Raw genomic sequence first — 26,121 nt, 5'->3', positions numbered from 1 at the left:
CCACCCGTGAAGCTCGCCCACATCGCCGATCCCCACCTCGGGGTCCGGCAATATCACCGGCAGACCCCGTCCGGCATCAACCAGCGTGAGGCCGACGTCGCCAACGCATTCCGGGCGGCGGTGGACGGCGTCATCGAGGCGCGCCCCGACGCCGTGCTCATGGCCGGAGACCTCTTCCACTCGGTGCGGCCGACCAACGCGGCCATCGTCTTCGCCTTCCGCCAGTTCCAGCGGTTGCGCGAAGCCCTCCCCGGCGCGCCCATCGTGCTCATCGCCGGTAACCACGACACGCCGCGCTCGGCCGAGACCGGCTCGATCCTCCGCCTTTTCGCCGAGCTCGGAATCGACGTCGCTGCCGACGAAGCACGGCGGCTCGTCTACCCTGCGCTCGACCTGAGCGTGCTCGCCATTCCCCATCAGGCGCTTGCCGCCGGCGAGCGGCCGGCGCTCGCCCCCGAAGGTGGTGAGCGGCATCAGGTGCTGCTGCTGCATGGAGAGGTCGAGGGCGTGCTCCCCGCGGACCGGGCCGCCCTCGAGTACGGCGGCGCCGCCGTCGCCCCGAGCGAGATTATGGCGGGTGCCTGGAGCTATGTCGCGCTCGGCCACTATCACGTTCGGCACGAGGTGGCGCCGCGCGCGTGGTACGCCGGAGCGCTCGACTACGTGAGCCCGAATCTCTGGGGTGAGCTGGAGGATGAGCGGCGCCTTGGCACGGCCGGCAAGGGATGGCTGCTGGTGGAGCTCGAGAGCGGCACCGTGGAGCCCCGGCTGGTGCCGCCGGTACGCCGCGTGCTCGATCTCCCGCCGATCAGGGGCGAAGGTATGAGCGCCGCCGCGCTCGACGTCGCCATCGCCGACGCGCTGGCCTGCGCTCCCGGCGGCATCACCGACGCGGTCGTGCGGCTTCGGGTGCTCGACGTGCCGCGCCACGTGGCCCGCGCGCTCGACCACACCGCGATCCGCGCCCGGAAGGCCGAGGCGCTCCATCTCAACCTCGACGTCCGGCGCCCCGAAGTGCGCGAAACCGTCGGCGTGGGCGCGCCAGGCCGGCGCCAGACGCTGCCGGAGCTGGTGCGCGCCTATCTCGGCCGCCGGGTGCTCCCGGCCGAGATCGACCGCGAGACATTCGTGCGCACCGGCGTCGAGCTGATCGACGCGGTCGAGCGCGACGCGGCGGCCACCTGATGCAGATCCACCGCCTGCGCCTCGTCAACTTCCGCCAGCACGAGCTGACCGAGCTGGATTTCGGTGCCGGGCTCACCGGCATCGTGGGCCCGAATGGGGCGGGGAAGACGACGCTGCTCGAGGCGATTGCCTGGGCGATGTATGGTGCGACCGCGGCGCGCGGCGGCCGCGACTCGATCAAGCGGCGCGGCGCGCCGCCCCGCTCCCGGGTCGAAGTGGAGCTGGAGTTTTCGCTCGGGCGGCACCGCTATCGCGTCGTTCGCAGCCTCTTCAACGCCGAGCTGTACCAGGACGGCGAGCCCGCGCCGATCGCCAACAGCGTCAACGCCGTGACCGAGCGCATCACCCGGCTCCTGGGCATGACCCGCGACGAGTTCTTCAACACCTACTTCACCGGGCAGAAGGAGCTCGCGGTGATGGCGGCGATGAAATCCGCCGAGCGGGCCCAGTTCCTTTCCCGCGTGCTCGGGTACGAGCGGATCAGCAAGGCGCAGGAGCGGCTCCGGGAGAAGCGTTCGGCGCTGCGCGCGCGGCACGAGGCCCTCCGGTCGAGCCTTGCGGACCCGGCGGCGCTCGAGGCGGAAGCCGAGCGAGCGACGGCGCGGCTCGCGGCGGCCACGTCGGCCAGTGCGTCGGCGGTGTCGGCCGCCGAATCTGCCGCGGCGCGTCTGGCCGAAGCCCGGCCTCACTCGGAGCGCCTGCAGCAGCTCCGCGACCGCGCGCTCGCGCTCGAGACCGAGCGGCGGATCGGCGAGCACGCAGCGGAAGCCGCCGCCGAGCGCGTCGAACGGCTGGATCATCAGGTGGCGGAGGCGACCGCGGCGCGCGCCCGTCTGGAGGAGCTGTGGCACGACCTGGAGCCGCTGGCCGCGCTCCGGGACGAAGCGGCGCAGTTGCGCGCCGGCGCGGACGCCTTTGCCATGCGCCGGCAGATCGAGGCGCAGCTCGTGGAGCTCAACGCCCGGTCCGCGGCGCTCGACGAGCGGCACGCCCGCCTCCCCGCGCCCGACGCGGTGGCGGGCGCAGCGGCGCGCGTGGCCGAGATCCGCGCTGCACTCGCCGCGAGCACGCTCGAGGCGGAGGAGCAGCGCACCGTATGGGTGCGCGACGCGCAGGACGCGCAGACCAAGCGGAAGGGTTTGCTGGATCAGTTTCACGAGCTCAAGCAGCAGCGCGAGCGGATCGTGGCCGCCGGGCGCGAGGGCGACTGCCCCACCTGCGCCCGCCCGCTCGGCGACGAGTTCGAGACGGTGCTCGGCGTGCTCGACCGCCAGCTCGACGAGGTGGTGTATCACGGCAACTTCTACAAGCATCGCATCGAGCAGCTCGCGCAGGAGCCGCCCGCGCTGGTCGAGGCCGACGGGCGGCGCCTCGCGCTCGAGCAGGAGCTGGGCGCGGCGGCGGCCGACTCGGGGCGGCTCGCCGCCGAGCGGCGGGACGCGGCCGCGCTCGTGGCGGAGCGCGATTCGCTGGCGGCGCGCGTGCGCGAGCTCGAGGCCGCGCTCGCGCGGCTCCCCGGCGGCTACGATCGCGCGCGGCACGACGAGATTCAGCGCCGGATGGAGGCGCTGGAGCCGCTCGCGCTGCAGGCGGAGCGGGTCCGCGGTACCGCAGAGCGCGCCACGGCGCTTGCGGCCGAGCTGGCGGAGGCGCGCGTGGCAGCCGGCCACGCGGCGGAAAAGGTCGCGACACTGCGTGCGCGGATCGCCGAGTTGAGCTACGACGAGTCCGCATACCGCGCCGCACGCGATGCCGAGCAAACCGCCGAGCGCGAGCGGCGCGATACCGAGCTGGCACTCGTCCGCGCGCGCGCCGAGCAGGCGGCGGCGGCGGAGGCGGCGGAGGGCGTGGCATGCCGCCGCGCCGAGCGGGCCGCGCGCGAAGCCGAAGCGAAGATCGCGGCAGCCGACTACGCGCTGCACCAGGAGCTGGACCGCGCGCTCAACGAGCTGCGGACCGACCTCAACGCCACGCTTCGGCCCGACCTCTCCGAGCTTGCCTCCGGCTTCGTCAACGATCTCACCCGCGGGCGGTACACCGAGCTGGAGCTGGACGAGGACTACGGCGGCAGGCTGCTCGACGGCGGCGAGCCCCGGACCGTCATCTCGGGCGGTGAGGAGGACGTGGCCAACCTGGCGCTGCGGCTCGCAATCAGCCAGATGATCGCCGAGCGGGCGGGGCAGCCGCTGTCGCTCCTCGTCCTCGACGAAATCTTCGGCTCGCTGGACGAGGACCGCCGGGCGGCGGTGGTCGAGCTGCTGCGGAGTCTGGCCGACCGATTCCCGCAGGTTATTCTCATCACCCACGTCGAATCGGTGCGCGAAGGCTTCGATCGGGTGATCCGGGTGGGGTACGACATGGCCAAGGGGGTGGCCGTGGTGCAGGAGGACGCGGGGGGCGATATCGATGTGGCGGCCTGACCGGAGCGTCCGCGGCCCCGACCGCGCGACGCTGCGCGACGTGGACCCGCTCAACCGCGTCTTCGCGGAGGCGTTCACCGACCGCTACAGCCGCGACGGCCTCGTCGGCGTGCGGGTGCCGCAGTTGAATCCCGCGATCTGGCGGTACGCACTGGAGGACGCCGGCGACGGCGCCATGGTCTGGCGCGACGCCGAGGGCCAGCTCGTCGGCTTCAACGTGGTCCACCGGTCGGGCAGCGAGGGATGGATGGGGCCGCTTGCCGTGCGCCCCGACCGGCAGGGCGAGGGGCTCGGCTCCACGATGGTGCAGGCCGGCGTCGACTGGCTCAAGTCACAGGGCGCCCGCACCATCGGTCTCGAGACCATGCCGCGCACCGTCGAGAACATCGGGTTCTACAGCCGGCTTGGCTTCATCCCCGGCCATCTCACGATCACGCTGATCCGCGACGTCGCGCGCCGCCCGGGCGACGTCGGCGAGCGGCTCTCCGAGGCCGGTACCGCGCTTCCCGCCCGCCTGGCCGAGTGCCGCGCGCTCACCGAGCGGGTGGCGCCGGGCATCGACTTCACCCGCGAGCTGCAGCTCACCCACGAGCTGCGCGTGGGCGATACCTGCATCGTGCGGCGCGATGGGCGGATCACCGGGTTCGCGCTCTGGCACTCGGCGCCGCTCGCGGTGGGGCGGCCCAAGGACGAAGTGCGGGTCTTGAAGCTCGTGGCCGAAACGCTCGACGACGTGGACCGCGCGCTCGAGGCCGTCCACCGCGCCGCCCAACTCGAGCGCGCGCGGCGGCTCGCCATCCGCTGCCAGACCGCCTACGCCGAGGTCTATCACCATCTCACGGAGCAAGGCTTCCGGGTCCACTGGACCGACCTCCGCATGATCCTTCGCGGGCATGCGCAGGCGGGGCCGCGGGCTGGCATCGTCCTGTCGAACTGGGAAATCTGACGGGCGTGGCGCTCGCGATCTTCGCGGTCACCTACTTCCTCATTGCGGTGCAGCGGGTGAGCTGGCTGCACCTCAACCGGCCAGCGGCGGCGCTCATCGGCGCGGTCGCCATGGTCACGCTCGGCGGGCTGCCGCTCGACGAGGCGTACCGCGCCGTCGACCTCGACGTCATGGTGTTCCTGCTCGGGCTCATGATCCTGGTGGGCCACCTCGACGCGGGTGGGTTCTTCAGCGCGGCGGCGGACTGGCTGCTGCGGCGGGCGCGCACGCCGCGCGCGCTCCTCGTGCTCGTGATAGTCGGCGCGGGGCTCCTCTCGGCGCTCTTCGTGAACGACACCGTATGCCTCGTGTTCACCCCGGTGCTGCTCGCCGCGCTCCTGCCACTGGGCGTGCGGCCGACGCCGTATCTCGTCGCCCTCGCCATGGGCGCCAACGTCGGCTCGGCGCTCACCATCGTGGGCAACCCGCAGAACATGCTGATCGGGATCTGGAGCGGCATCGGCTTCGGCGCGTTCGCGCTGCGGATGCTGCCGGCGGTGGCGGGCGGCCTCGCGATCACCTGCGGCATGCTGCTCTGGATTTACCGGGCCGAGTTGGGCAAGCCGTTCGGCGACATCCCGCGCCCCGCGCCGCCGCCGCTCGACCGCCCGCTCGTCATCACTGCGCTCGCGATCTTTGCGGTCGCGGTCGCGGCGTGGCTCGCCGGGGCCAGCCTGCCCCTCGTCGCGATTGCGGCGGGCGCGCTGATGCTGGCACTCGCGCGGCGCGACCCGACGCCGGCGCTCGCGCGGGTGGAGTGGTCGCTGCTGCTCTTCTTCGCGGCACTCTTCGTGGTGATGCGGGGGCTCGAGCGCTCGGGCGCGCTCGCGTTCATCAGCGACCGCGGGGCGCAGGAGATCGCGCTCGGCGGTCGCTGGACGACCGCACTCGCCGTAAGCGGCGTGATGGTAGTGCTCTCGAACCTGATCAGCAACGTGCCCGCCGTGCTGCTCTGGCGCACGGTGGTGCCGGCGCTGCCGCACCCGCGGCTCGTATGGCAGGTGATGGCGCTGAGCGCGACCTTCGCGGGCAATCTGCTCCTGATCGGCTCGGTGGCGAACCTGATCGTGGCCGAGCGGGCGGAGGCGCGCGGCGTGCGGATCGGCTACTGGGAGTATGCCCGCGCCGGCGTTCCCGTGACGCTCGTCACGCTCGCGTGGGGCATTGCGGCGCTGGTGCTGCTCGGATAAGGCGGCGACGATGCCGCACCCGCGTTCACCTCCTGACCGCGATCCACCGCACCAGCAGGATCACTCCGAGCGCGAGAGGGACATGGATCCATCCATTGGGCGAGCCGCCGGCGAGGAATCCGATCCAGAGCGCGAAGCAGGCCAGCGCGGCCACGAGCGTCGCCATCGTGCGCACCTCGAGCGTGCGGGTGAATGGTTGCAGAATATGGTTGACGGTGCCTGACCCGACCTCTATCTTAATGCCCGGCGAACGGCAGCGGCGAGCCACGTTATTGAGCCAACAGGTCCGGTGATGGGCCCGCATGCTGTGGCCGATGTCATGCCCCACGGGGGAAGACAGACGTCACGGTGAGGGTGCCAAGCTTTCTCATTGGGCTTCAATAATCCTCGCCGTTGTCGTTCCCATTCTCCTCCTGCCACCGTCTTGACCCAGCCCCCGACCCGGCCATCTTCCGAGTGACCTCCGCCGGGCCGGTCAATGCCGCGATGCAGCGTGACGCGGCGCGTGCACTTCAACGCCGCGCACCGTCTCTACAACCCCGAGCACTCTGACGAGTGGAATCGTACGACCTACGGGAAGTGCGCCAATCCGAATTTCCACGGCCACAACTACGAGATGGACATCACGGTCGAAGGCGACATCGACCCTGACACCGGTTACGTCTTCGACCTGACCCACCTGCACCGGCTGGCCGAGGAACGCGTCCTCCGGCATCTCGACCACAAGAACCTCAACGTCGACGTGCCATGGTTCACCGAGCTCATCCCCACCGCGGAAAACATCGCCGTCGTCTGCTGGCGTCAGCTCTGTCCCGCGCTGCCGGCCGGTCTCACCCTGCGGCTCCGCTTGTGGGAGACGCCGCGCAACTACGTGGATTATGAAGGCCACTGAGCCCACGGCCGCCGAGCAGGTCGCGGACCCGGCGGCGCGCCCCGAGCGCACTGCCATCACCCATCCCGAGGAGCCGGCGCCGCATCCGGCGCCGTTCGCCGAGTACGTGCGCGAAATCCTCGCCGACCTGGGCGAGGACCCCGGCCGCGAGGGCCTGCTCAAGACGCCGGAGCGGGTCGAGGCATCGCTCCGCTGGCTCACCCAGGGGTACAACCAGTCGGTCGCCGACGCGGTGGGCGACGCCGTGTTCGAGGAAGAGCACCAGAGCATGATCATGGTGCGCGACATCGAGCTGTACTCGCTCTGCGAGCACCATATGCTGCCATTCTTCGGCCGCGCCCACGTCGCCTACATCCCGAAAGGCAAGATTCTCGGCCTCTCCAAGGTCGCGCGCATCGTGGACGTCTTTGCCCGGCGCTTGCAGGTGCAGGAGCGCCTCACCGACCAGATCGCGGACGCGGTGATGGAGGTCATCGAGCCGCACGGCGTGGGCGTCGTGATCGAGGCGGCGCACTTCTGCATGATGATGCGCGGCGTGCAGAAACAGAACTCGCGCACCGTGACCAGCGCGCTCCGCGGCATTTTCCGCGACGATTCCAAGACCCGCGACGAATTCCTGCGGCTCGCGCACAACCACGCGGGGGAGTGACGGCGCCGGGCTCGGTCACGGTGGATCCCGCCGGCCCGCGGCCGCTCGCCGGCCGGCTCGCCGTGGTGACCGGCGCGTCGCGCGGGATCGGGCTCGCCGCGGCGGTGGCGCTGCGCGACGCCGGTGCCGGCGTGGTGCGCATCGCGAGGAGCCTCGGCCGGCCCGCGGGCGGCGCGGCGAGTGGCGCCGCCGGCGAAGGCGTCCACGACGGCTTCGAGGACTTCGCCTGCGACCTCACCGACCGCGCGCGTACCGCGGCGGTGATCAGCCAGGTGCTCGCCGAGCGCGGCGCGCCCGACGTCGTGGTGAACAACGCCGGCGTGTTCGACCGGATTCCCTTCGAGCAGTCCGACCCGGCCGAGCTCGAGCGGCAGCTCATGATGAACCTGGTGGCGCCGTTCGCCGTCGCGCGCGGATTCCTGCCGCCGATGCGGGCACGCGGGAGCGGCATGCTCATCACCATCGGCAGCGTCGCCGACCACGTCGCCTACCCCGAGAACACGATCTACTCCGCCGCCAAGTTCGGGCTGCGCGGGCTGCACGAGACGCTCGCTGCCGAGTACCGGGGCACCGGTGTGCGGTGCACGCTCATCTCGCCCGGACCGACCGACACCGCCATCTGGGATCCGATCGATCCCGACCATCGCCCCGGCTTCCTGCCGCGCCGCGCCATGCTGCGCCCGGACGACGTGGCCCAGGCAATCGTCTGGGCCGCGACCCGCCCCGCGCACGTGCGCATCGACTGGCTCAGGATCGAGCCGGCGGTCTAGAGCCGCGGCGCCGTCGCGCCCGTCCATGTTCATCGAGCTGACCGACCATCTGCGCTGCCCCGCCGAGCACGAGGAGCGGTATCTCGTGCTGCTGCCGGACCGGGTGGAGCGGCGCTCGGTCGTCTCGGGTCAGCTCGGATGCCCGGTTTGCGGGCGCACCTTTCTCGTCCGCGACGGCGTGGCCGAGTTGGGCGCCCCGCCACCGGATTCCACCCGCGCGCAGGCCACGACGCACGATCCCCTCACCGCGTCCGCCGCGCACGTTTTCCTCGGCCTCGGCGGTCCGGGCGGCTACGTGGCGCTCGTGGGAAGTGCGGCGGCGATGTGGCGCGAGCTGTCCGAGCTCGTGCGCGGCGTGGCGATCGTAGCGGTAAATCCACCGGCCGAGGTGGCGGACGCGGCGCCGGTGCTGAGCGTGGTGCGCGCGCCGATCATTCCGATCAAGTCGCGCTCGCTGAGGGGGGTCGTGCTGGGCTCCGAGCACGCGGGTGATGCAAAGTGGCAACGCGAGGCGGCACGGGTCACGCTGCCCGGCCTTCGAATAGTGGGCCGGGGAGCCGCACCCGCGCTCTCCGCCGGTGCGGGCGCCCCGGCGCTCGAGCTGCTTGCGAGCGCGGGTGACACCTGGGTGGCGGCGCGCCGCTGACGGCGTGTGCTTTACGGTAATCAGGCTTGCGCCGCCGAGGCGCTGCCCTCGCCTCCGCGCTACCGGCGCCTGGGCCGGCTCGCGATGCGCATCAGGACAAAGGCCGCGATCACGACCCCGAATACCACGCCTGCGATGATCTCGAACCCCATGCGGCCATCCCCTGGTGCCTCGACGTGCTCCGTAAACGATCACGATCCAAGCCGATACGCGGTGACCCCACGCACACGACCGCGTGATCCGCGGCCGGGGTGACGGGCCTCACCGCCGGACGAGCCCGCGCGAGAGATACTCAGCGCGATGATCGCACGGCCTCGCCGCCCGACGGAGGGGTGGTACGCGACCGATGCGCATTCTCAACGCCGGCGAGCTCGGAGGGTTCGATGCGATTCATGATTGCAGGGATGGCGGCAGCAACGTTCGCGGTGGTGGCCTGTTCGGGCGGCCGTGAACGCACGCAGACCGCGACTGCGAAAGACACGATCGTTACTCAGCAGCGGACGCAGGACACGGCGGTGGTCACGCGGCAGAGGCAGACCACCGTGAACGTCGACACGAACAAGACGGGCTCGGGGGTGGTCGGGAAGGATACCGTCCAGCACTGACGCTCGCGCGTCAGCGGTGCTCACGCGCGATAGAGCGCCTCGATCGCGGCGGCGTGGTTTCGTTCGACCACCCGCCGTTTCACTTTGAGGGTCGGCGTGAGCTCGCCGCTCTCGATCGTGAAGTCGGCCGGGAGGAGGAGCAGCTTTTTCGGCGTCTCGAAGGGCGCCAGGTCGCGAAAGGTGGCGCGCACCTCGCGATTCATCCGCTCCACCACCGCCGGGAGCGCCAGCAGGGTTGCATCGTCCGGCGCGGTGAGTCCCTCACGCGCCGCCCACACCTTGAGCTGCGCCATATGCGGGACCACCAGCATCACCGGAAACTTGCGGCGGTCCCCGAGCAGCACGGCGTTGGCCACGAGCGGACTGGTCTTCGCCATCGCCTCGATCGGCTGCGGTGCGATGTTCTTGCCCCCGGCCGTCACGATCAGGTCCTTCTTGCGGTCGGTGATCCGGAGGAACCCGCCGTCGAGCACCCCGATGTCGCCGGTATGGAACCAGCCGTCACCGTCGATCGCGGCGCCGGTCGCGCCGGGATCGTTGTAGTAGCCGCGCATGACATGCGGGCCGCGCGTGAGGATCTCGCCGTCGTCGGCGATCCGCACCTCGACACCGCGCAACGCCGGGCCCACGGTGCCGATCCGGATCTGGTCCAGCGAGTTGACGGCGATGACCGGGGACGTCTCGGTGAGGCCGTAGCCCTCGAGGATCGGCAGCCCCGCCGCGTGAAAGAACTTGATGATGCCGGGCTCGAGCGGCGCGCCACCCGAAATGAGGATGCGCAGCCGGCCCCCGGTCCGCTCGCGCAGCTTGGCGAAGACGAGGCGGTCGGCGAGCCGCTGCTGTATGGCGAGAGCGGGGGGCAACGGACGTCCCGCGAGCGTGTGGTCCACCACCATCTCGCCCGTGAGCCGGGCCCAGCGGAACACGAAACGGGTGAGCGCCGAGCCGGAGGCCGCGCCGTCGAGCACGCGCTGAAAGATCTTCTCGTAGAGACGCGGCACCGCCGCCAGCAGCGTCGGACGCACCTCGATGAGCTCGGCCCCGACCGACTCGGCACTGGTGGCGTAGTTGATCACGACGCCCGCGTGCAGCATGCTGTAGTGACCCACCGTCCGCTCGAAGATGTGCGAGAGCGGCAGCACCGACAGGCACTCGTCCTCCGCCGAGATCGACCGGTGCGCCGCGAGCGCCGCCAGCACGTTCGTGGCGATGTTGCCGTGGGTGAGCATCACGCCCTTGGGATCGCCGGTCGTGCCCGAGGTGTAGATGAGCGTGGCGAGATCGTCCGGGCGAATCGCGAGGGCATCGTCCCGCCAGGCCGCGTGCCGCTCGCGCGCCGCGCGGCCCTGCGCGGCGAGCGCGGCGAAGCGGACTGCCTCGCCACCGGCCGCACCGTCGCCGGCCGCGTTCCCGTCGAAGGCGATCACCGCGCGGAGCGCGGGCAGCCGCGCGCGGATCTCGCCCACCTTGGCGAGCTGCCCCGCCGTCGAGACGAACACGGCCACCGCCCCTGAGTCGTGCAGCAGGTGCTCGATCTGTTTCGGGGGGAGTGTCGGGTAGATCGGTACGTCGGCCGCGCCCAGCGCAAGGCACGCGTAGTCGGCAATGGCCCACTCGGGCCGGTTCTCCGACAGGATCGCCACCCGGTCGCCGCGCGCAATGCCCTGCTCCCAGAGCCCGATGCTCACGTCCTGCACCCGCTCCAGCAGCTCGGCGTGACTGACGTCGACCCAGCGGCCGTTCACCTTGTGGCGGAGCGCCGCCGGCCGGCCGCGGTTGGCGTCGATGGCGCCGAAAAACAGCTCGGTGAGGGTGCGCGGCTCGGCCATGATCGCTACTGGAACGTCACCACGAACCGTTGGCCGGACCCCGGCACCGTGCTCCCCGTCGCGGTGGTGGCGCTCACCATCACCACCGCGCTCGCGGGCGCCGTCCGCCCGGACACCCGATTGAGTGTCACGGCGGGTGTGGGTGCGCCATCGCTCCCGGTGTGGGCATCGAGCGAGAGCACGCCGCCGCTGAGCTCGACGGTGCGCTGGGCGGGGTCGGCAAAGGCCGGGGAGGTCACCTGGTAGTGGATCGTCTCCGCGGTGAGCGGCTGCAGCGCGGGGGCCCTGGCAAAAATAGCGGCCGCGAGCGGCGCCGACGTCGTGATGCCCGCGGCCACCGTAAGCATCGAGTCGCCCGTGAGCGCGAGGGTATCGGGACGGAAGTTCACGGTGAAGGTGATGAAATCGGAGAAGATCGAATCGGTCCGCGCCTGCACCCGGGCCTGCACGCCGCCCGTAACTCCGGTGAGGTGGCCGTCACTCGTGAGCGACACGCCGGCGTCGGGCGAAGCCCAGGTAATCGGCGCCGCCACACTATCGCCGTTCTGGTCCAGCGCGTGCGCGTGAAGCACGATCGTCTGCCCCACCTCGACGGCCGGCGGGTCAGGAACCTGGACCTCGAGCCCCGCGATGCCGTTCTGCACCGGCAGGTTACTGCACCCGGCGAGCCCGCCGTTTCCGCCGCCCCACGCCGCCATCAAACCGAGGAGCGCGCGCCACCTCACAGCGTCTCCGGCGCGGGCGAGCTGGCGATCTCTCGGAGCGCCGCTTCCGCATGCCGGATCCAGCGCTCTGCATCCGGACCCTTGGGCGGCCGCGCGAGAAAGGCGCGGAGGTGCTCGGCCGCCTGCTGAGTCTCGCCGCGCTTGAGCAGCAGGAACGCCACGCCGTAGTGCGCGCCGCCGAGCGATGGGTCGAGGTCGAGCGCGCGGCGGTAGTGGCGGATCGCTTCGTCGGGCTGGCCCGTCTTGGTGAATGCGATCGCCATGTTGAGCAGAATCCGGGAGTCGCTCGGGTTATCGCGAAAGGCGAGCCGATACGACGTGAGCGCGGCCTCGTACTCGCCCTGACGTTCGAGCGCGAGGCCTTCGTTCAGATAGTCGAGGCGCTGGGGGCGCAGCGCCTCTTTCGGCGCGCTGCCGAACAACCGTTGCCAGATGCTCATCAAATCGCGGGCGCGGCTCGGGGAAGTCCTTTGCGCGGTGGAGATTACGCGCTTGGCGCAATAATAGCCCGGGCCCAAGTGCCCCGCAACGCGGTTGCTCCGCGCGCGCCGGCCGTTAGCTTGCTCCCATGCGCCGCCCCCCTCCCGCCTCGCCCCGAGGCACGCTCGAGGTCGATTGGCCGTTCTTCGGCGAGCTGTGCCGCGCGCTGGCACTCAGGGTCGCCCGCGAGTTCCAGCCCGAGGTCGTGCTCGGCATCGCCAAGGCGGGTGTCATTCCGGGCGTCGTCGTCGCCTCGATCATGCAGTGCGACTTTGCGTCGATGGTGGTGACGCGCCAGGGCGCCGATACCGATCCGGTCGTCGTCGCGGGGCCGCCGGCAAGCGTTCGCGGGCGCCGGGTGCTGGTGGTGGACGAGACCTGCGAGTCGGGCAACACGATGAAGCTCGCGCTGAGCGAGGTGCGCTCGCTCCGCCCGGCTGAGGTGCGGAGCGCCGTCTCGTTCAAGACCGGCGAGTACGCGCCCGATTTCTGGGCATTCGAGACCGAGAACTTCATTATCCTGCCGTGGGACCGGGAGATCATTCAGAACGGCGAGCTGATCACCCGTCCCGATTACGCGACGCGGCTCGGCATGTAAGGCGTCGGGCGGTCAGGCGGTCAGGCGGTCAGGCGGTCAGCGCCGCCGCCATCGCGCCGGCGGAATCCCAGCGCCTGTCCCGCTCCTTCTCCAGCGCCTGTCCGATCGCGCGGGCCAGCGCCTCAGGCGTCTCTTCCCTGAACGATCGCACGTCGGGCGGCGCATCGTTCAGGTGCATCTGCAAAACCACCATCTCATTTCCGTGCCGGAACGGCGGCCGGCCCGCCAGGCTCTCGAACAACACGCAGCCGAGCGAGTAGAGATCGGTGCGATGGTCGAGGTCGCCCGCGGCCTGGATCTGCTCCGGGCTCATGTAGCTCGAGGTGCCGACCGTCATGCCCGAGCGGGTGAGGCTGCCGGAGCCCGCCGCCTCGATCGCGCGCGCGATCCCGAAGTCGACCAGCACCGCGCCGTCGGGTGAGAGGAGGATGTTGTCCGGCTTCACGTCCCGGTGGACGATGCCGGTTGCGTGTGCGGCGGCAAGCGCGCCGAGCAGATCGCGGCCCGTGCGCCTCACGTCGGCGACGGTCATCCGGCGCACCCGGTCGAGGTGGCAGCGGAGCGTCGGGCCCTCGATGAACGGCATCACGTAGTATACCAGCCAGCCGGCTTCACCCGAATCGAGCACGCGCGCCACCAGCGGGTGGTCAATGCGCGAGGCGAGGTTGATCTCGCGGAGGAACCGATCGGCGGTGACGCTCACCTGCAGTTCGGGATGGAGAATCTTGAGCGCCACCCGGCGGCCGGCACTGTCCTCGGCCAGGAAGACGCGCGCGGCGGCACCCCGTCCGATCTCGCGGCGGACGGCGTAGCGGTCGCCCAGGGCCTCCTGCAGCATCGGAAGCAGATCGCGCCGGATCGGTCGAGCCTCGAAGAGGGGACTTCGCTATAGTCGGGGGTGCGCCGTCCCGACGCAAGCGGGCGGCTGCAACCTTTCGGGCGTCGCCACCGTCTCAGCGGTGATTCCCCACCGGAGATCCACATGCGTCTCGCCGCTGCCATCACCGCCGCCGCGCTTGTCTCGGCCGTCGCCTTTCTGCCCGCATCCGTTTCGGCTCAGGGCTCAGGCAACTACGTGCTCCGTGGAACCGATCCGGTGATCTACGATCTGGCCGGCACCATCCGGGTCGAGCCGGGGAGCGGCGACGGTGTAGGGGTGGCCGTGACACTGGCCGGCGCCGATGCCGCGAAGTTGCGCGTGGCACAGGGCCAGGTGAGGGGCCGCGACGCGCTCCGGATCGTCTACCCCGGCGACCGGCTGCGCTACCCCGCCATGGGAAGCGGCTCGACCACGCTTCGGGTGCGAAATGATGGGACCTTCGACCGGAACGACGACGACGAGGACCGCGGCCGCCGGCTCAGGATCGGTGACTCAGGCGACGAGGCCTGGGCCGATCTCCGGGTCGCCGTGCCGGCCGGGCATCAACTGACCATGCACCTCGCGGTAGGCGCGGTGACGCTCACGAACGTGGACGGGCGCATTGCGGTCGAGGCCAGCGCCGCGCCGATCACCGCCACCGGCAGCCGGGGCGAACTCTCCTTCGAGACCGGCGCCGGCAAGATCGACATCTCCAATTTTCAGGGCGAAACCGTTGCGGCCGAAACCGGCGCGGGCGAAGTGAGCGCCGGTGGGGTCAAGGCGCGGACGCTCAAGATCGAGACCGGCGCGGGCGACGTCCGCCTGAGCGACTTGCAGACGCCCACCATCAAGGTCGAAACCGGCAGCGGCAACGTCACGGCCGACCTCACCGGCGGGGTGGAGTCGCTCCGGATCCAAACCGGCTCGGGCAACGTGGCCATCACGGCGCCGCCGTCGCTCGGCGCCGTCGTCGACCTCGAGACCGGTAGCGGCGATGTGGATCTCGACTTTCCGCTGACGATCGTTCGGACCGGCCGCGACCACGTGCGCGGCACCATCGGCGACGGCCACGGCCGGATCGCCGTCTCGACCGGCTCGGGCGACGTGCGTCTGCGCAAGGCCTCCTAGCGCGCCGGGCCCGTGGCCGGCGGCACCCCGCCTTTGGCCCGGCCGGCCAGATCCCCGAGCAGCCGCTCGTGCGCCGGCCCCGCCCGCCGGTGCGCGGCGAGCAAAGCCTCCTGGGCACGCGCCGCCCGCTCCTGCCACGACACGGCCTCGAGGGTGCCTTCATTCAACCGGTCGTAATCCCGCTTGAGATCGGCCGCCAGCTCGGGCGAGCCGTATGCCCCGAACTCGGCGGTCGCGAGGAAGAGGTATTCCATCCGCCGCTGCAGGTCGAGCACGTAGGTCACGAGAAACGCCGTGACATCGTCGAGCCCCTCGAGCGTCGGCGGGTCGATTTTGGGCGACGACTGCTTGATCGGATGGTCGCCCAGGAGCGCCAGGTTGCCCAGCGCCTCCTGCACCTTCGTTGCATCCCCGGACATGCGAGCCTCCCATCCCTGGTGTGACGGCGTGAGTCTCACTGCTGGCCCAGCGTATTACCGGGCGCGGGGGTTCCGCGCCCCGGCGGCGAACATCGCGTCTGCGAGCGCCCACGTCTCGGAAAACGATTCGCGGACCTGCGCCGCCCCCGCCGAGTCGCCGCGCGCCGCGAGCAGGCGTGCAAGCGCGACGCGTTCCGGAGCCATGGAGAGCATCGGAAAGTAGCTGTCGCCCGGACCGGCGACGCGCGAGACCGACTGCCGGAGCGCCGCGATGGCGCGGACGGTGTCCGCCGCCAGCAGCGCGAGCCGGGCGTCGAGCGCCGCGCGGAACGCCGGCGCGACACGATACGGGAGCGTCGTGTCCTTGGGCGCGCGATCGATTGCGTCGCGCAACGCGCGCACGCGCTGGCCATCGCCGTCGAGCACCGCCTCGTGCACCAGCGCGAAGAACGGCTGCTGCACCGCATCCCATGCGGGCATTCGGAAATCCGGAGACTCGCCTCGGTCGACAGCCTGGCGCGCGTAGTCCAGCATCGGCCGAGCGAGCCGCTCGGCGGGGAGGCCCGCGAAATATGCCTGCACGATCCACCCATCGAACGGCGTGATGGCGGCCGCGGAGTCCCACACCGCTTCCGCCTCGGGCCAGCGGCGTTGCGCGCCCAGGGCCGCGACCCGGTACTCCGCCGCGCGCACCCGCTGCTCCGGTGTCGCATCGGGTCCCGTGAGCATCGTGGCCAGCGTATCCGCGAGGCCGGCATCGATCGGGCCGTGCAGCCAGAGCTGGATCAGGTCGGTGAGCGTGGCGCGGCTTGCCGTCCGGAGCTGGGCGAGCTCGCGCCGGCGCTCGGCGGGCGAGCCGAACCGGAGGGCGAGCGCCGCCGCGCGTGCCGGGCGCCACATGTCCTCCGGGCGCATGCGCGCGAACGCGGCCATCGCCCGTGCCCGATCGCCGCTCGCGATGGCGAGGTCGATCTCGTGGTCGTGAATCGGCGCGAACACGCTGTCGAGCGCGTACATGCGCGCGAACGCCGCTTCCGCGTCCACGGCGTGGTAGCCCGCGTATCCGGCGTAGTGGAAGAGCGACTCACCCAGGCCAAACCACGCGTCGGTGGCATCGGGCCGATCCAGCACCGTCTCCTGGAAGGTGGCGATCGCGCTGTCGCCCTGGCCGAGCAGATAGTAGCGCCGGGCCTGAAGCAGCTCGGCGGCCGGCGCGGAGAGCCGCTGCTCCCGCGCAAGGCCCGCGGCCAGGGCGGCCATCGCGGCGGGGAAATCGTGCCGCCACTCGTGCGCCACGCTCAGCCGGTGATAGGCGAGCCCGCAGTCCGGGTCCGCCGCGATCGCATCGCGGAACGCGGCCGCGGCGCCGTCGTAGTCGTCGCGGAAGAGATCGGTCTGGCCCTGCACCAGGTGGCCGAATGCCGCGGCGGATGAGGTGGCGGACAGGGTCCACTTCCGGTCGGCGGAGAGCAGGCCGTCGCGGAGGGCAATTCCCGAGAGGGCGCGGAGCGCGATCCCGTCCAGCGCCCGCGCCAGGCGGCCGCTGTCGTCGGTCTCCTCGTAGCGATACAGTCGGCTGCCTTCGGACGTGGAGTAGAGATCGATGACGACGCCGTCCCCGTACTCACCCGAGCGCACGGTGCCGGAGGCCACGTAGCGCGCGCCGAGCGCGCGCGCCCTGCGCAGCACGTCGGGGAGACCGGCCGAGCGCCAGTTGGCGACCCGTGCCACGACGGGCGCGCCGTCGATCGCGCGCAGGGCTGGCAGCCACTCGAGCCCATTGGCGAACAACTCTTCCGGCCGGGCGGTGCCGGCACCCTCGTGCCCCGGGGCCGCGCTGTCGCTCGCGAACGGGAGCACGACCACGCCCGTGCCCGACAATGCGCGCGGCCGCCACTCGCCGCTCCACACCACAGCGGCGGCGGCGAGCAACAGCAATGCAGCGCCGGCAACGATCCAGCCCGCCTTGCTCGGCGCGGGGCGCTCGTCGACGGGGCGCGCCGATTCTCGGTCCTCGAGCGCGTCGACGAATTCCGCGGCGGTGCGGTATCGGTCCGCCGGCAATTTCGCCATGACGCGTCCCACGGCCGCGTTGACGCGCACCGGCACCGACGGCCGGCCTGCGCGCGCGCTCGGCGGCGGATCGGTCGAGTGCCGCGTGAGCACGGCCTGGGGTGTCGGGGCGGGGAAGGGCGCCGCGCCGGTGAGCATTTCGAACAGCACGCAGCCCAGGCTGTAGAGATCGCTGCGTCCGTCCACCGGCCCGCGCGCGCCCGCCTGCTCGGGGCTCATGTAGGCCGGCGTTCCGATCACGAGCCCGAGCTCGGTGAGCGCGGCATCGCTCGCCCCGACGTCATCCATGTCGCGCAGCGCGGCTTTCGATGCCGTGGCGATGCCGAAGTCCGCCACCACGGCGTGGCCGCCCACGAGGAGGATGTTGCCCGGCTTGATATCGCGGTGCACGACGCCCTGCGAGTGGGCGTAACCCAGCGCGTCCGCTACCTCGCGGGCCACCCGGAGCGCGTCGTCGAGCGGCAGCGCGCCTTCGCGCCGCATGCGCTCGCGCAGCGACTCGCCCTCGACGAACGGCATGACGTAGTACAGCAGGCCGCCGGCCTCGCCCGAGTCGTGCACCGGCAGGATATGGGGATGGGTGAGGCCCGCGGCGATGCGGATTTCGCGGAGAAAGCGCTCGGCGCCGAGCGAGGCGGCCACTTCCGGGCGGAGCACCTTGAGCGCCACCGCGCGCCCGTGCTTCCGGTCATGGGCGAAGAACACGATGGCGGCGCCGCCGCTGCCGAGCTCGCGCCCGATCGCGTAGCGGTCTCCGAGGGCGGCGGCAAGGCGGGAACTCAAGTCGGCCACGAGCGCCCTCTCCGGTTTACGTCGTTGCGCGCTCCCCCGTCAGCGCCGCGAGCCTCCGCCGCGCGTCCGCGACCTTGGGCATGAGCTCGGGGTCGGCCCCTTTCCAGAGCCGCACGAACTTCCCGTAGTTATCGGCCGCGCGTGCCCGGTCGCCGCGTTCCTCGTAGAGGCCGCCCAGGTGCAGGTAGGTCCAGGGCAGCCATACCGCGTCGGGGCCGAGCCGCTCCATGAAGGGCGTGGTGACGTAGCGCTGGTAGGCCGCTATGGCCGAGTCCGGCTCGCCGGCCGCCTCGTACGCGCGGCCGAGCGCGGGCAGCCGGCAGGCCGCGCACTTGTCGTCACCGGCTTCCCGGAGCTCGGCGATGGCGTCGCGCGGCCGGCGCTCCGCGAGCGCAATGGAGCTCATCGCCACGTGGCGTTCCGTTTCCGCGAGGCGGCGGTCGCCGGCGGATGCTGTCCGGTCGAAGTCCGCCAGCAGCGCGCGGGCCCGGTCGGGCCGGCCGGCCTCGGCGTAGAAGGTGGCGAGCGGAATGTAGGGCCGGTCCGCGGGGGCGAAGCTCGCCAGCGGATGGCGCTCGAGCGCGGCATCCACGACCCGGACGGCGCGGTCCCGCGCACCGCGGAACCAGAGATCGATCCCCGCCCGCGCGACGTCGAACATGAGCACCTGCTGTGGCTGCCCCAGCGACGCCGCCGCGTCCGCGCCCTCGCTGAACTCCGCTGCGGACTCGGTCAGGCGTCCGCGGGCCGCAGCAACGAAACCGAGCTGCTCGGCCGTCATGGTGCGCCAGCCCGCACTCTCGCGCCGCGCCGTCTGCAACTGCTGCAGGACCGCCTCCGCGCTGTCGTAGTCGCCACCCATCACGGCGAAGCCGGCCTCCGACAAAGCAGCGTACGGCGTGCCCGGCACCCGGCTCCGCAGGGTGTCGAGCGTGGCCCGCGCCGCGGCCAGCTTGCCCTGCGATGCCTGCGCGCTCATCAAGTTGAGGTAGAACGTCGGGTCATTTGGCTGCGCATCCACGGCCCGGCGCGCGAGGTTCTCCGCCTCCGCGTAGTTCCGCGAGTCGGTGTACACGATGCTCAGGTTGTTGAGCGCATACGTGTCGTTGGGATAGAGATCGAGCAGCGACCGGTAGGCCGTGATCTCCTTTTCCGTCTCGCCGGTGACGTAGGCCGCGTAGGCCGCCTCGGTGAGATAGCGCTCGCGGTCGGTGAGCCGGTCGCGGTGTTGGTAGGCGCGGGCAAAAGCGTCGACCTGCTCGCTCCGGCGGGCGCCGCTATTGCTCAGCACCACGCCCAGTTTGCGATAAGCCATTGCGAATCCGCTGTCCAGCCCGATCGCCTCACGCAAAAGGGCGATGGCGCGCTCCGTGTCGCCCTCCCGGTTGGCGGTGAGCGCCAGCGAGTACTTCCTGAGTGCCGCGAGCGAGCCGGTGGAGACCTGCTCGAGCGGCTCGTTGGCGCCCAGGGTCCGGAGCGACTCGCCGATGCGCTGGCGCATGGCCTTGCTGAGCCGATCGATGGCGGAGAGGATCCGGGTCGAATCGTCGGCCGTCTCCCGGAGCGACACCAGCGCGTCGCCCGACGTGCTCGAGATGAGCCGCGTGGAGATGACGTAGCCGGTGCCGGCGTGCACGACCTCGCCGGCGACATACGCCTTGATCCCGTCGCGGATCGCGATTTCGCGCGCGACCTCCGGGTCGAGCGGCGCCTTGGGATCGCGCCGCATCCGGGCCAGCGTCTGCTGGACGTAATCCGGCTGGAGCACGGTGACCGTCGGAGACTGCGCGAGGTCGATCCGGAACGCCTCGGTGATGGCTCCGCCCAGCACCGAATCGGCCGGCGGGCTACGGAACTCCGAGACGATGATCCGCTCCCGCGCGCTCAGCAGTCCCCGGTCCATGAGCGAGCGGCCCGGCCAGATGCCGGTCGCGTGGAGGCCGATGGCAAGGACGCCGAGGGCCCCGGCGCCGGCGAGCGCGGTGGTGACGCGGCGCCGGCGGGGCGCACGCGTTGCCGGCACCGGCGTCGTGGGCGCGACCGCCGCGGCACGATGCGCGGTGGTGGCGACGGTACCGGTGCCGGGCGTCGCCACGGCCTCGAGCGCGCGGAGCAGCTCGTCGGCGCTCTGCCACCGGTCGGCGGGACGCTTCTCGAGGCAGCGCATGACGACCGCCGCCAGCTCGGGCGGCGCCGACGGCCGCACCGACTCGAGCGGCTCGGGGGTGCGGTTCACTTGCGCCGCGAGGAGCTGTTGCGGCGTGCGGCCGGTGAACGGCGTGTGTCCGGCAAGCATCTCGTACGCCATGACGCCGACCGAATAGATGTCGGCGCGATGATCGATGGCCGGATCGGCCGCTGCCTGCTCTGGCGCCATGTAGGCTGGCGTGCCCATCGCGACGCCGGCCGAGGTGAACGGGCCGCCCGCCGGCTCGCCGCTTGCCGCCTCGCTCACCGCCTTGGCCACGCCGAAGTCGGTGACGAGCGCGTGATGCCGGCTCACCATCACGTTGCCCGGCTTGATGTCGCGGTGGACCACGCCGTGCTCGTGCGCGTACGCGAGGGCGTCGGCCACGTCGCGGAGGAGCCGGACCGCGTCGGTCACGGGCAGCTCGCCCTCGCGCGCCAGGCGCGCGCGGAGCGACTCGCCCTCGATGAACGGCATGGTGTAGTAGAGCAGCTCGCCGGCGCGCCCGGCGGCGAGCACCGGCACGATGTGCGGGTGCTGGAGCTTGGCGGCGAGCTGAATTTCGCGGCGGAATCTTTCGGCGTTGAGGCCCGCCGCGAGATCCGGCGGGAGCACCTTGACGACCACGCGGCGGCCGAGTGCAGTCTCCTCGGCGAGGTAGACGCGACTCATGCCGCCGCCGCCCAACTCTCGCTCGAGGCGATAGGCGGCACCTAGCGCGGCTTCAAGTCGCTCCTGCAGCTCCGGCACGGGCCAGCTCCGCCATCACGTTGGGGGTCTCCGGAAGTATAGACCCCTCGACCAGCGGCGTCAGGTCGGGGAGGCGCTCCCGTTCGCGCCGCCGGCCGCTCCGCCGTCCAACCCGAGCGCATCCGAGTAACTCATTCCCTGCGCCATGCGCTCGTACATCGCCGCGAGCGTCTCGGGTGCGGCTGCGATGAAGCGGCAGCGCCCGTCTCCGCGCGAGCGGCACTCGACTTCCATTACGCCCACGAGCTCGCCCGAGATTCGGCCCAGAAGATCGGCGAGCAGCCCGCACGAGAGGTGGCAGCAGGGATACTCGGCGCCGGCGCCGTCCACCGCCTCCGCCCAGTCGGCCGAGTCGAGTGCCAGCGCCGCGCCGCCGAGCGGCGTCACGGCGATGCTGCCCCAGCCCAGCTCGCCGAGAAAGCGCGAGAGCATCTCGCTCAGGTGCGCGGCGTCGAGCGCGGCGGGTCGGTCGATGCCGGTCGCATCCCGGAGCCAAGCCGCGTAGGCGTCGTAGAGCGCCTCGCCACCGGCAAAGCCGGCCTCCTGCAGATAGGCGGCCGCCTGCAGGCCCGCATCCCGCTCGAGCGTGGTCCGAAGCTGCTGCAGGACGCGCCGGCCGAGTGTCACGCCGTAGCGGCCGGTGGGGAAGGTCGGTGCGGTCATGGGCACCCGGTTGAGAAGAGTGGAAGGTTGACGTTAGCGCCGCGAGCCGGCACGGCGCAACAGCTCGGCTTCGTCGATCACTTCGATCTCGAGCGCGCGGGCCCGCTCGAGCTTGCTGCCCGGGTCGTCGCCGGCGACCAGCGCGTCCGTCTTCTTGCTCACCGAGCTTGCGACCCGGCCGCCGGCGCGCTCGATCACTGCCATCGCTTGGGGTCGAGAAAGCGTTGGCAGCGTGCCGGTGATGACGAAGGTCTTGCCGGTGAGCGCGCCGTCGGCGGCGGCCGCGGTCGGCTCGGTGAAGTTGAGGCCCGCGGTGCGGAGGCGCTCGACGAGCCCCCGATTCCGCGCATCGGCAAAGAAGTGCGTCACCGCGTCCGCGATGGCGCTCCCGACCCCCGGCACCGCGTTGATCTCGTCCGCCGATGCCGCCATGAGCGCGTCCATCGTGCCGAAGCGCCGCGCGAGGAGCAGCGCAACGTTCTTCCCGACGTGCCGGATGCCGAGGCCGAAGAGAAGGAGCGCAAGGGGCCGGGCCTTGGATGCCTCGATGGCCTGGACCAGTTGCTCCGCGCTCTGCTCGGCGAAGCGGTCCAGCTCGACGAGCTGCGCGGCCGTGAGCCGGTAGAGATCGCCCACATCGGCGATGAGCCGGGCGTTGAGGAGCTGTCGCACCCGCTCGTAGCCCAGCCCGCGGACGTCCATCGCCTCGCGCGCGGCGTAGTGCACGATGCCTTCGAGCACACGCCCGGGGCAGGTGGCGTTGGGGCAGTACCGCATCGCCTCGTCGGGCGGGCGCTCGACCGGGGTGCCGCAGGCGGGGCAGCGGTCGGGCATCACGAACACCCGTTCCGCGCCGGTCCTTTTCTCGATCAGCGGGCGCACGACCTGCGGGATCACCTCGCCGGCGCGGATCACCTCGACCCAGTCGCCGATGCGGATGTCCTTCTCGGCAATGAGGTCCTCGTTGTGCAGCGTCGCGGCGCTCACCCGGACCCCGCTCAGCTCCACTGGCTCGAGCTCGGCCCAGGGGTTGAGCGCGCCGGTGCGGCCCACGTTGATCTTGATGTCGCGCACGCGGGTGACGGCGATCTCGGGCGCGAACTTCCGCGCGATCGCCCAGCGCGGCTCGCGGCCGCCCACGTCGCCCAGCTCGCGGTGCAGCGCGAGCGGGTCGACCTTCACCACGATGCCGTCGGCCTGGAAGGGCAGCGTGGCCAGCACCGCCTCGAGCTCGCTGACCCGCCGCATCACATCGGTGAGATCCGCGTGGCGCTCCCGGTGCGGCTCCACCTGAAAGCCCCACGCCGCGAGCCGGTCCAGCATCCGCCACTGCGTCCTCAGGTCGAGCCGGCCCTCCATGATCTCGATCTGGAAGGCGAACATGCGGAGCCGGCGCGCCCGCGTCACCCGCGAGTCGAGTTGCCGGAGGGCGCCCGCCGCCGCGTTGCGCGGGTTGGCGAAGAGCGGCTCATCCTCCGCCTCGCGCGCCGCGTTCACCCGCCGGAACGACGCGAACGGCATGTACACTTCGCCGCGGATTTCCATCAGCGCGGGGTGGTCGCTGCCCGCGAGCGCGAGCGGCACGTCGGCCAACGTGCGGAGGTTGGCGGTCACGTCCTCGCCGATGATCCCGTTGCCGCGCGTGGAGCCCACGCTGAGCCGGCCGCGCTCGTAGGTGAGGCTCACGGCGGCGCCGTCGATCTTGATCTCGGTAGTGTAGCCGGCGGTGCGGACTTCGGGCGCGAGCCGCGCGTTGCGATCCTCCCACGCGGTGAGCTCCGCCGATGAGAAGGCGTTGGCCAGCGAGAGCATGGGGCAGCGGTGGCGATACTTGACGAGCGCGCTGGCCGGCGCGGCGCCGACCCGGCGGGTGGGGCTGTCGGGTGCGGCCAGCTCGGGGTGCGCCGCCTCGAGCGCTTCCAGCTCGCGGAAAAGGCGATCGTACTCCGCGTCGGAGATCTCCGGCGCGTCGAGCACGTAGTACGCGTGGTTGGCCCGATCGATCTGGCGGCGGAGCTCTTCCGCGCGGCTCACCGCGCCAGGAGTCACCGCGCTGCGGCCTCCTGCGACAGCACCGTGAGCGCCACGCCCACCAGCCGGTCCACTTCGGCCGCGCTTGCCCGCGCCAGCGCGCCTTCGCCCCATGGCTCCTCCTTGGCCGCGAACGCGTCCAGCAGCCGGCGCAGGAAGCCGAGGACGGCGGCGCGCTCGCGGTCGGCGGCGCGGCCCGCCGGGTCGTCGCCGCGGCGGAGCTGGAGCCGCTCGTACCGGTGCGCGTTGCGCAGCGCCTTGGCGGTCAGGCTTGCCACGACCTGGCAGAATCGCACGTCCGCCTCGGTAAACGCGGGCCCGTCGCGGAACGTGCGCAAGAAAATGGCGCCGATCGGGGCGCTCCGCCACGTGATCGGCACGACGGCGATGTTCTTCACCCGCCGGAGGCTCAGCGCGTCGCGCGCGCCGCGGAGCGATGGGTCGGTGGCGACGTCCGGAATGAACACCGTCTGCCCCGTGTCGAACGCGCGCTTGAGCTCGGGGTAGCGCGCCAGGTCCACCACGTAGTTGCGGATGCTCGGGTCCTCGTAGCTCGCCACCAGGCGCACCGTCTCGCCGCCGCGCTCGGCCAGGAAGATCGAGCAGCGGTCGAGGCCGAACGCCTCGCCGAGTCGCCGGGCCACCGACTGCACGATGTCCACGAAGTGGAGCGACCCCGCGATCTCCTGCAGGATCTCGACGACCGCGAGGAGGTGTCGGTGCTCCTGCTCCAGGAGGTCGATCCGCGCCTGCAGGCGTTCGATGTCCTCGGGGGCCGACGAAATCGTCGTCATGGGTCCGGTCCGGGAATGATGGGGGTGGTCCAATTATAAGGAATGACCCCTGCCGGGGGGAACGTGTGCAAGGGCTGGCGGGCCCGGGCGCGTTACGGGCGGTGTTTCCGGGTGTCGCGAAGGTTGACGCCGTTCTCGCCGCCGCCTTACGTTCCGGAGCATCTGAGCCAACGGAACCTCGTTGCCCGCAACACCGAGCCGCGCGTTGCAGTCGGGAGGCGCACATGGGACGGAACCAGGATCACCACGATCCGGCGGAGAGCGCCGACGATCGCGAACGGCCGGACGGGGGCGGCACGTTCGCCGCCGGCATCGTGCTCGGCGTGGTCATCGGCGTCGGCATCGGGATGCTGTTCGCGCCGAGCTCGGGGGAGCGGACCCGCCACAAGCTCGGGCGGCGGGTGCGCGAGCTGCGCGAGCGGGCCCAGGAGGGTCTCGACGACGCGACGCGCGGCGCCCGGCGCGACCTCATCCGGCGGCGCCGGCGCCTCCGCAGCCAGCTCGACCGGCTGGCGGGCGAGGCGCGCGATACGCTCAGCGACGCCCGCTGATCCGCCCGCGGAGCGCCGCGGCTTCTCCCTTGTATTGGGGGTCGAGATAGTCGCGCACCGGGAGCGTGGTCACGGTATCCAGCTCCGCACGGGCGTCGCCCCAGCGCTTGCGATCGACGTAGATCTTGGCAAGATCCAGATGGTGAACGATGCGGGTCGAATCCAGCTCGACCGCGCGGCGCATGTTGTCGATGGCGCCGTCCCACGAGGCCTGGCCGAAAATCCCCCCTCCCATAAGGTGCCGGGCGAGAAAGCGACTGAAGCCGCTCAGCCGCATGATTTCCGCGTTCCAGAGGCCGAGCACGTGATAGGCGCCGTCGTGCCGCGGGTCGAGCGCAATGGCGCGGAGGGCCGCGGAACGAATTTCGGCGGCGAGGCGGATGCGTTCGTCGCGGCTCCTGGTCAGCGCGGTGCGGCCGAGCGCGTTCGCGAGCACGAACTGGCCCTCGGCGCCCATGCTGTCGGCACGCACGGCGCGGCGGGCATAGAGTTCGGCGCTATGGTAGAGCGAGTCGCGCGCGGGGCTCTCCACCCGGTCGGGCGTCGCGGCGCCCAGGGTGATGCACGCGAGCGCGGCGCGCCAGTTGGCCTCGTAGCTCGTCGAGTCGCGCGCGAGGGCGTCCTGGAAAGCGGCGAGCGCCGCGGCGGGCTCCCGCGCGCCGAAGGCGGCGATGCCCCGTGCGATCGGGTCGGACGCGGAGTCGCCGAGGGGCGCGGGCCTGGCGGTCCGCGTTTGAGCCGGGATGGCGGACGCGGGCGCGGCCAGCCCCGGCATCTGCGCCGCCGCGGTCTGACCGGGGGCAGCAGGCGCGAGGCCGGCGAGGGCGGCGGCCATCAGCAACGTCGGTACGGGTCTATGTGTCATCGCTGCATGTATCATCGGTCCACAGTGTCTATCG

Annotated in this window: 24 protein-coding genes; 12 read left to right on the top strand and 12 right to left on the bottom strand. The window is 71.6% G+C overall.

Features of this window, described 5'->3' with window-relative positions:
* Window positions 1–6 precede the first annotated feature (6 nt).
* From VFW66_00975 to VFW66_00960, 4 genes are read left to right on the top strand one after another with little or no spacing between them, the layout of a single operon-like run.
* Window positions 7–1,185 (top strand): exonuclease SbcCD subunit D, encoded by a 1,179-nt coding sequence (locus tag VFW66_00975; GenBank protein HEX5385251.1) that lies wholly within the window; start codon window positions 7–9, stop codon window positions 1,183–1,185.
* On the top strand, window positions 1,185–3,605 hold the full coding sequence (locus VFW66_00970; protein HEX5385250.1) for an SMC family ATPase: 2,421 nt from the start codon (window positions 1,185–1,187) through the stop codon (window positions 3,603–3,605). Before VFW66_00975 ends, VFW66_00970 begins: the two co-directional genes overlap by 1 nt.
* Window positions 3,592–4,551: a GNAT family N-acetyltransferase gene (locus tag VFW66_00965; protein ID HEX5385249.1), complete on the top strand. Its 960-nt coding sequence runs from the start codon at window positions 3,592–3,594 to the stop codon at window positions 4,549–4,551. Before VFW66_00970 ends, VFW66_00965 begins: the two co-directional genes overlap by 14 nt.
* A gap of 5 nt (window positions 4,552–4,556) precedes the next feature.
* On the top strand, window positions 4,557–5,780 hold the full coding sequence (locus VFW66_00960) for an SLC13 family permease (GenBank protein ID HEX5385248.1): 1,224 nt from the start codon (window positions 4,557–4,559) through the stop codon (window positions 5,778–5,780).
* A 25-nt stretch (window positions 5,781–5,805) separates the two neighbouring features.
* Here VFW66_00960 and VFW66_00955 read toward each other — a convergent pair whose 3' ends face one another.
* Window positions 5,806–5,946 carry a hypothetical protein gene (locus tag VFW66_00955; protein HEX5385247.1) on the bottom strand — a complete coding sequence of 47 codons (141 nt, stop codon included), beginning with the start codon at window positions 5,944–5,946 and terminating at the stop codon, window positions 5,806–5,808.
* 327 nt (window positions 5,947–6,273) lie between these two features.
* Here VFW66_00955 and VFW66_00950 point away from each other — a divergent pair, with 327 nt between their 5' ends.
* The 5 genes from VFW66_00950 (at window position 6,274) to VFW66_00930 (ending at window position 9,342) form a co-directional block, all read left to right on the top strand.
* Window positions 6,274–6,672 (top strand): 6-carboxytetrahydropterin synthase, encoded by a 399-nt coding sequence (locus VFW66_00950; GenBank protein ID HEX5385246.1) that lies wholly within the window; start codon window positions 6,274–6,276, stop codon window positions 6,670–6,672.
* On the top strand, window positions 6,659–7,321 hold the full coding sequence (gene folE / locus VFW66_00945; GenBank protein ID HEX5385245.1) for a GTP cyclohydrolase I FolE: 663 nt from the start codon (window positions 6,659–6,661) through the stop codon (window positions 7,319–7,321). The genes VFW66_00950 and folE overlap by 14 nt, the downstream gene beginning before the upstream one ends.
* Window positions 7,318–8,091, top strand: coding sequence for an SDR family oxidoreductase (locus VFW66_00940; GenBank protein HEX5385244.1), 774 nt, complete (start codon window positions 7,318–7,320; stop codon window positions 8,089–8,091). Before folE ends, VFW66_00940 begins: the two co-directional genes overlap by 4 nt.
* Window positions 8,092–8,116: 25 nt before the next feature.
* Window positions 8,117–8,737, top strand: a complete 621-nt coding sequence (locus tag VFW66_00935) for a hypothetical protein (protein ID HEX5385243.1) — start codon at window positions 8,117–8,119, stop codon at window positions 8,735–8,737.
* 383 nt (window positions 8,738–9,120) lie between these two features.
* A complete protein-coding gene (locus VFW66_00930) occupies window positions 9,121–9,342 on the top strand; it encodes a hypothetical protein (protein HEX5385242.1) in 222 nt (73 codons plus the stop codon).
* A gap of 20 nt (window positions 9,343–9,362) precedes the next feature.
* Here VFW66_00930 and VFW66_00925 read toward each other — a convergent pair whose 3' ends face one another.
* From VFW66_00925 to VFW66_00915, 3 genes are read right to left on the bottom strand one after another with little or no spacing between them, the layout of a single operon-like run.
* Entirely contained in the window at window positions 9,363–11,171 is a 1,809-nt protein-coding gene (locus tag VFW66_00925) for a long-chain fatty acid--CoA ligase (protein HEX5385241.1), read from the bottom strand.
* 5 nt (window positions 11,172–11,176) lie between these two features.
* A complete protein-coding gene (locus VFW66_00920) occupies window positions 11,177–11,896 on the bottom strand; it encodes a hypothetical protein (protein ID HEX5385240.1) in 720 nt (239 codons plus the stop codon).
* The gene (locus VFW66_00915) at window positions 11,893–12,336 is read right to left on the bottom strand and encodes a tetratricopeptide repeat protein (GenBank protein ID HEX5385239.1); all 444 of its coding nucleotides are present in this window, start codon (window positions 12,334–12,336) and stop codon (window positions 11,893–11,895) included. The genes VFW66_00920 and VFW66_00915 overlap by 4 nt, the downstream gene beginning before the upstream one ends.
* Window positions 12,337–12,464: 128 nt before the next feature.
* Between VFW66_00915 and VFW66_00910 the strand changes: the two genes are divergently transcribed.
* Window positions 12,465–12,974 (top strand): phosphoribosyltransferase family protein, encoded by a 510-nt coding sequence (locus tag VFW66_00910; protein HEX5385238.1) that lies wholly within the window; start codon window positions 12,465–12,467, stop codon window positions 12,972–12,974.
* Window positions 12,975–13,002: 28 nt separating this feature from the next.
* On the opposite strand, the gene VFW66_00905 is transcribed toward VFW66_00910, so the two are convergent.
* The gene (locus VFW66_00905; protein ID HEX5385237.1) at window positions 13,003–13,812 is read right to left on the bottom strand and encodes a serine/threonine-protein kinase; all 810 of its coding nucleotides are present in this window, start codon (window positions 13,810–13,812) and stop codon (window positions 13,003–13,005) included.
* 144 nt (window positions 13,813–13,956) lie between these two features.
* Between VFW66_00905 and VFW66_00900 the strand changes: the two genes are divergently transcribed.
* Window positions 13,957–14,961 (top strand): DUF4097 family beta strand repeat-containing protein, encoded by a 1,005-nt coding sequence (locus tag VFW66_00900; protein HEX5385236.1) that lies wholly within the window; start codon window positions 13,957–13,959, stop codon window positions 14,959–14,961.
* Here the strand turns inward: VFW66_00900 and VFW66_00895 are convergent.
* From VFW66_00895 to VFW66_00870, 6 genes are read right to left on the bottom strand one after another with little or no spacing between them, the layout of a single operon-like run.
* Window positions 14,958–15,380, bottom strand: coding sequence for a hypothetical protein (locus VFW66_00895; GenBank protein ID HEX5385235.1), 423 nt, complete (start codon window positions 15,378–15,380; stop codon window positions 14,958–14,960). The genes VFW66_00900 and VFW66_00895 overlap by 4 nt on opposite strands.
* 54 nt (window positions 15,381–15,434) lie before the next feature.
* On the bottom strand, window positions 15,435–18,245 hold the full coding sequence (locus tag VFW66_00890) for a serine/threonine-protein kinase (GenBank protein HEX5385234.1): 2,811 nt from the start codon (window positions 18,243–18,245) through the stop codon (window positions 15,435–15,437).
* Window positions 18,246–18,261: 16 nt separating this feature from the next.
* On the bottom strand, window positions 18,262–21,183 hold the full coding sequence (locus VFW66_00885) for a protein kinase (protein ID HEX5385233.1): 2,922 nt from the start codon (window positions 21,181–21,183) through the stop codon (window positions 18,262–18,264).
* 60 nt (window positions 21,184–21,243) lie between these two features.
* The gene (locus tag VFW66_00880) at window positions 21,244–21,846 is read right to left on the bottom strand and encodes a V4R domain-containing protein (protein ID HEX5385232.1); all 603 of its coding nucleotides are present in this window, start codon (window positions 21,844–21,846) and stop codon (window positions 21,244–21,246) included.
* A gap of 33 nt (window positions 21,847–21,879) precedes the next feature.
* Window positions 21,880–23,895 carry an NAD-dependent DNA ligase LigA gene (gene ligA / locus VFW66_00875; GenBank protein ID HEX5385231.1) on the bottom strand — a complete coding sequence of 672 codons (2,016 nt, stop codon included), beginning with the start codon at window positions 23,893–23,895 and terminating at the stop codon, window positions 21,880–21,882.
* Entirely contained in the window at window positions 23,892–24,671 is a 780-nt protein-coding gene (locus VFW66_00870; protein HEX5385230.1) for a GAF domain-containing protein, read from the bottom strand. Before VFW66_00870 ends, ligA begins: the two co-directional genes overlap by 4 nt.
* A gap of 224 nt (window positions 24,672–24,895) precedes the next feature.
* Here VFW66_00870 and VFW66_00865 point away from each other — a divergent pair, with 224 nt between their 5' ends.
* Complete coding sequence (locus VFW66_00865) at window positions 24,896–25,222, top strand: YtxH domain-containing protein (protein HEX5385229.1); 327 nt, start codon at window positions 24,896–24,898, stop codon at window positions 25,220–25,222.
* On the opposite strand, the gene VFW66_00860 is transcribed toward VFW66_00865, so the two are convergent.
* Window positions 25,206–26,087 (bottom strand): hypothetical protein, encoded by an 882-nt coding sequence (locus VFW66_00860; protein HEX5385228.1) that lies wholly within the window; start codon window positions 26,085–26,087, stop codon window positions 25,206–25,208. The two genes, VFW66_00865 and VFW66_00860, sit on opposite strands and share 17 nt — an antisense overlap.
* Between the last annotated feature and the right edge of the window lie 34 nt (window positions 26,088–26,121).

The organism is Gemmatimonadales bacterium, from assembly GCA_036279355.1.
Taxonomy (GTDB): Bacteria; Gemmatimonadota; Gemmatimonadetes; order Gemmatimonadales; family GWC2-71-9; genus DASQPE01.
This window is presented reverse-complemented; position numbering and strand designations above follow the sequence as displayed.

What these genes read in the sequence shown, in the direction of transcription:
- VFW66_00970 (HEX5385250.1), top strand. Translation starts at nt 1,185, where the DNA reads ATGCAGATCCACCGCCTGCGCCTCGTCAACTTCCGCCAGCACGAGCTG.
- VFW66_00965 (HEX5385249.1), top strand. Translation starts at nt 3,592, where the DNA reads ATGTGGCGGCCTGACCGGAGCGTCCGCGGCCCCGACCGCGCGACGCTG.
- VFW66_00955 (HEX5385247.1), bottom strand. Translation starts at nt 5,946, where the DNA reads ATGGCGACGCTCGTGGCCGCGCTGGCCTGCTTCGCGCTCTGGATCGGA.
- folE (HEX5385245.1), top strand. Translation starts at nt 6,659, where the DNA reads ATGAAGGCCACTGAGCCCACGGCCGCCGAGCAGGTCGCGGACCCGGCG.
- VFW66_00935 (HEX5385243.1), top strand. Translation starts at nt 8,117, where the DNA reads ATGTTCATCGAGCTGACCGACCATCTGCGCTGCCCCGCCGAGCACGAG.
- VFW66_00930 (HEX5385242.1), top strand. Translation starts at nt 9,121, where the DNA reads ATGCGATTCATGATTGCAGGGATGGCGGCAGCAACGTTCGCGGTGGTG.
- VFW66_00925 (HEX5385241.1), bottom strand. Translation starts at nt 11,171, where the DNA reads ATGGCCGAGCCGCGCACCCTCACCGAGCTGTTTTTCGGCGCCATCGAC.
- VFW66_00915 (HEX5385239.1), bottom strand. Translation starts at nt 12,336, where the DNA reads ATGAGCATCTGGCAACGGTTGTTCGGCAGCGCGCCGAAAGAGGCGCTG.
- VFW66_00910 (HEX5385238.1), top strand. Translation starts at nt 12,465, where the DNA reads ATGCGCCGCCCCCCTCCCGCCTCGCCCCGAGGCACGCTCGAGGTCGAT.
- VFW66_00905 (HEX5385237.1), bottom strand. Translation starts at nt 13,812, where the DNA reads ATGCTGCAGGAGGCCCTGGGCGACCGCTACGCCGTCCGCCGCGAGATC.
- VFW66_00900 (HEX5385236.1), top strand. Translation starts at nt 13,957, where the DNA reads ATGCGTCTCGCCGCTGCCATCACCGCCGCCGCGCTTGTCTCGGCCGTC.
- VFW66_00895 (HEX5385235.1), bottom strand. Translation starts at nt 15,380, where the DNA reads ATGTCCGGGGATGCAACGAAGGTGCAGGAGGCGCTGGGCAACCTGGCG.
- VFW66_00880 (HEX5385232.1), bottom strand. Translation starts at nt 21,846, where the DNA reads ATGACCGCACCGACCTTCCCCACCGGCCGCTACGGCGTGACACTCGGC.
- VFW66_00870 (HEX5385230.1), bottom strand. Translation starts at nt 24,671, where the DNA reads ATGACGACGATTTCGTCGGCCCCCGAGGACATCGAACGCCTGCAGGCG.
- VFW66_00865 (HEX5385229.1), top strand. Translation starts at nt 24,896, where the DNA reads ATGGGACGGAACCAGGATCACCACGATCCGGCGGAGAGCGCCGACGAT.
- VFW66_00860 (HEX5385228.1), bottom strand. Translation starts at nt 26,087, where the DNA reads ATGACACATAGACCCGTACCGACGTTGCTGATGGCCGCCGCCCTCGCC.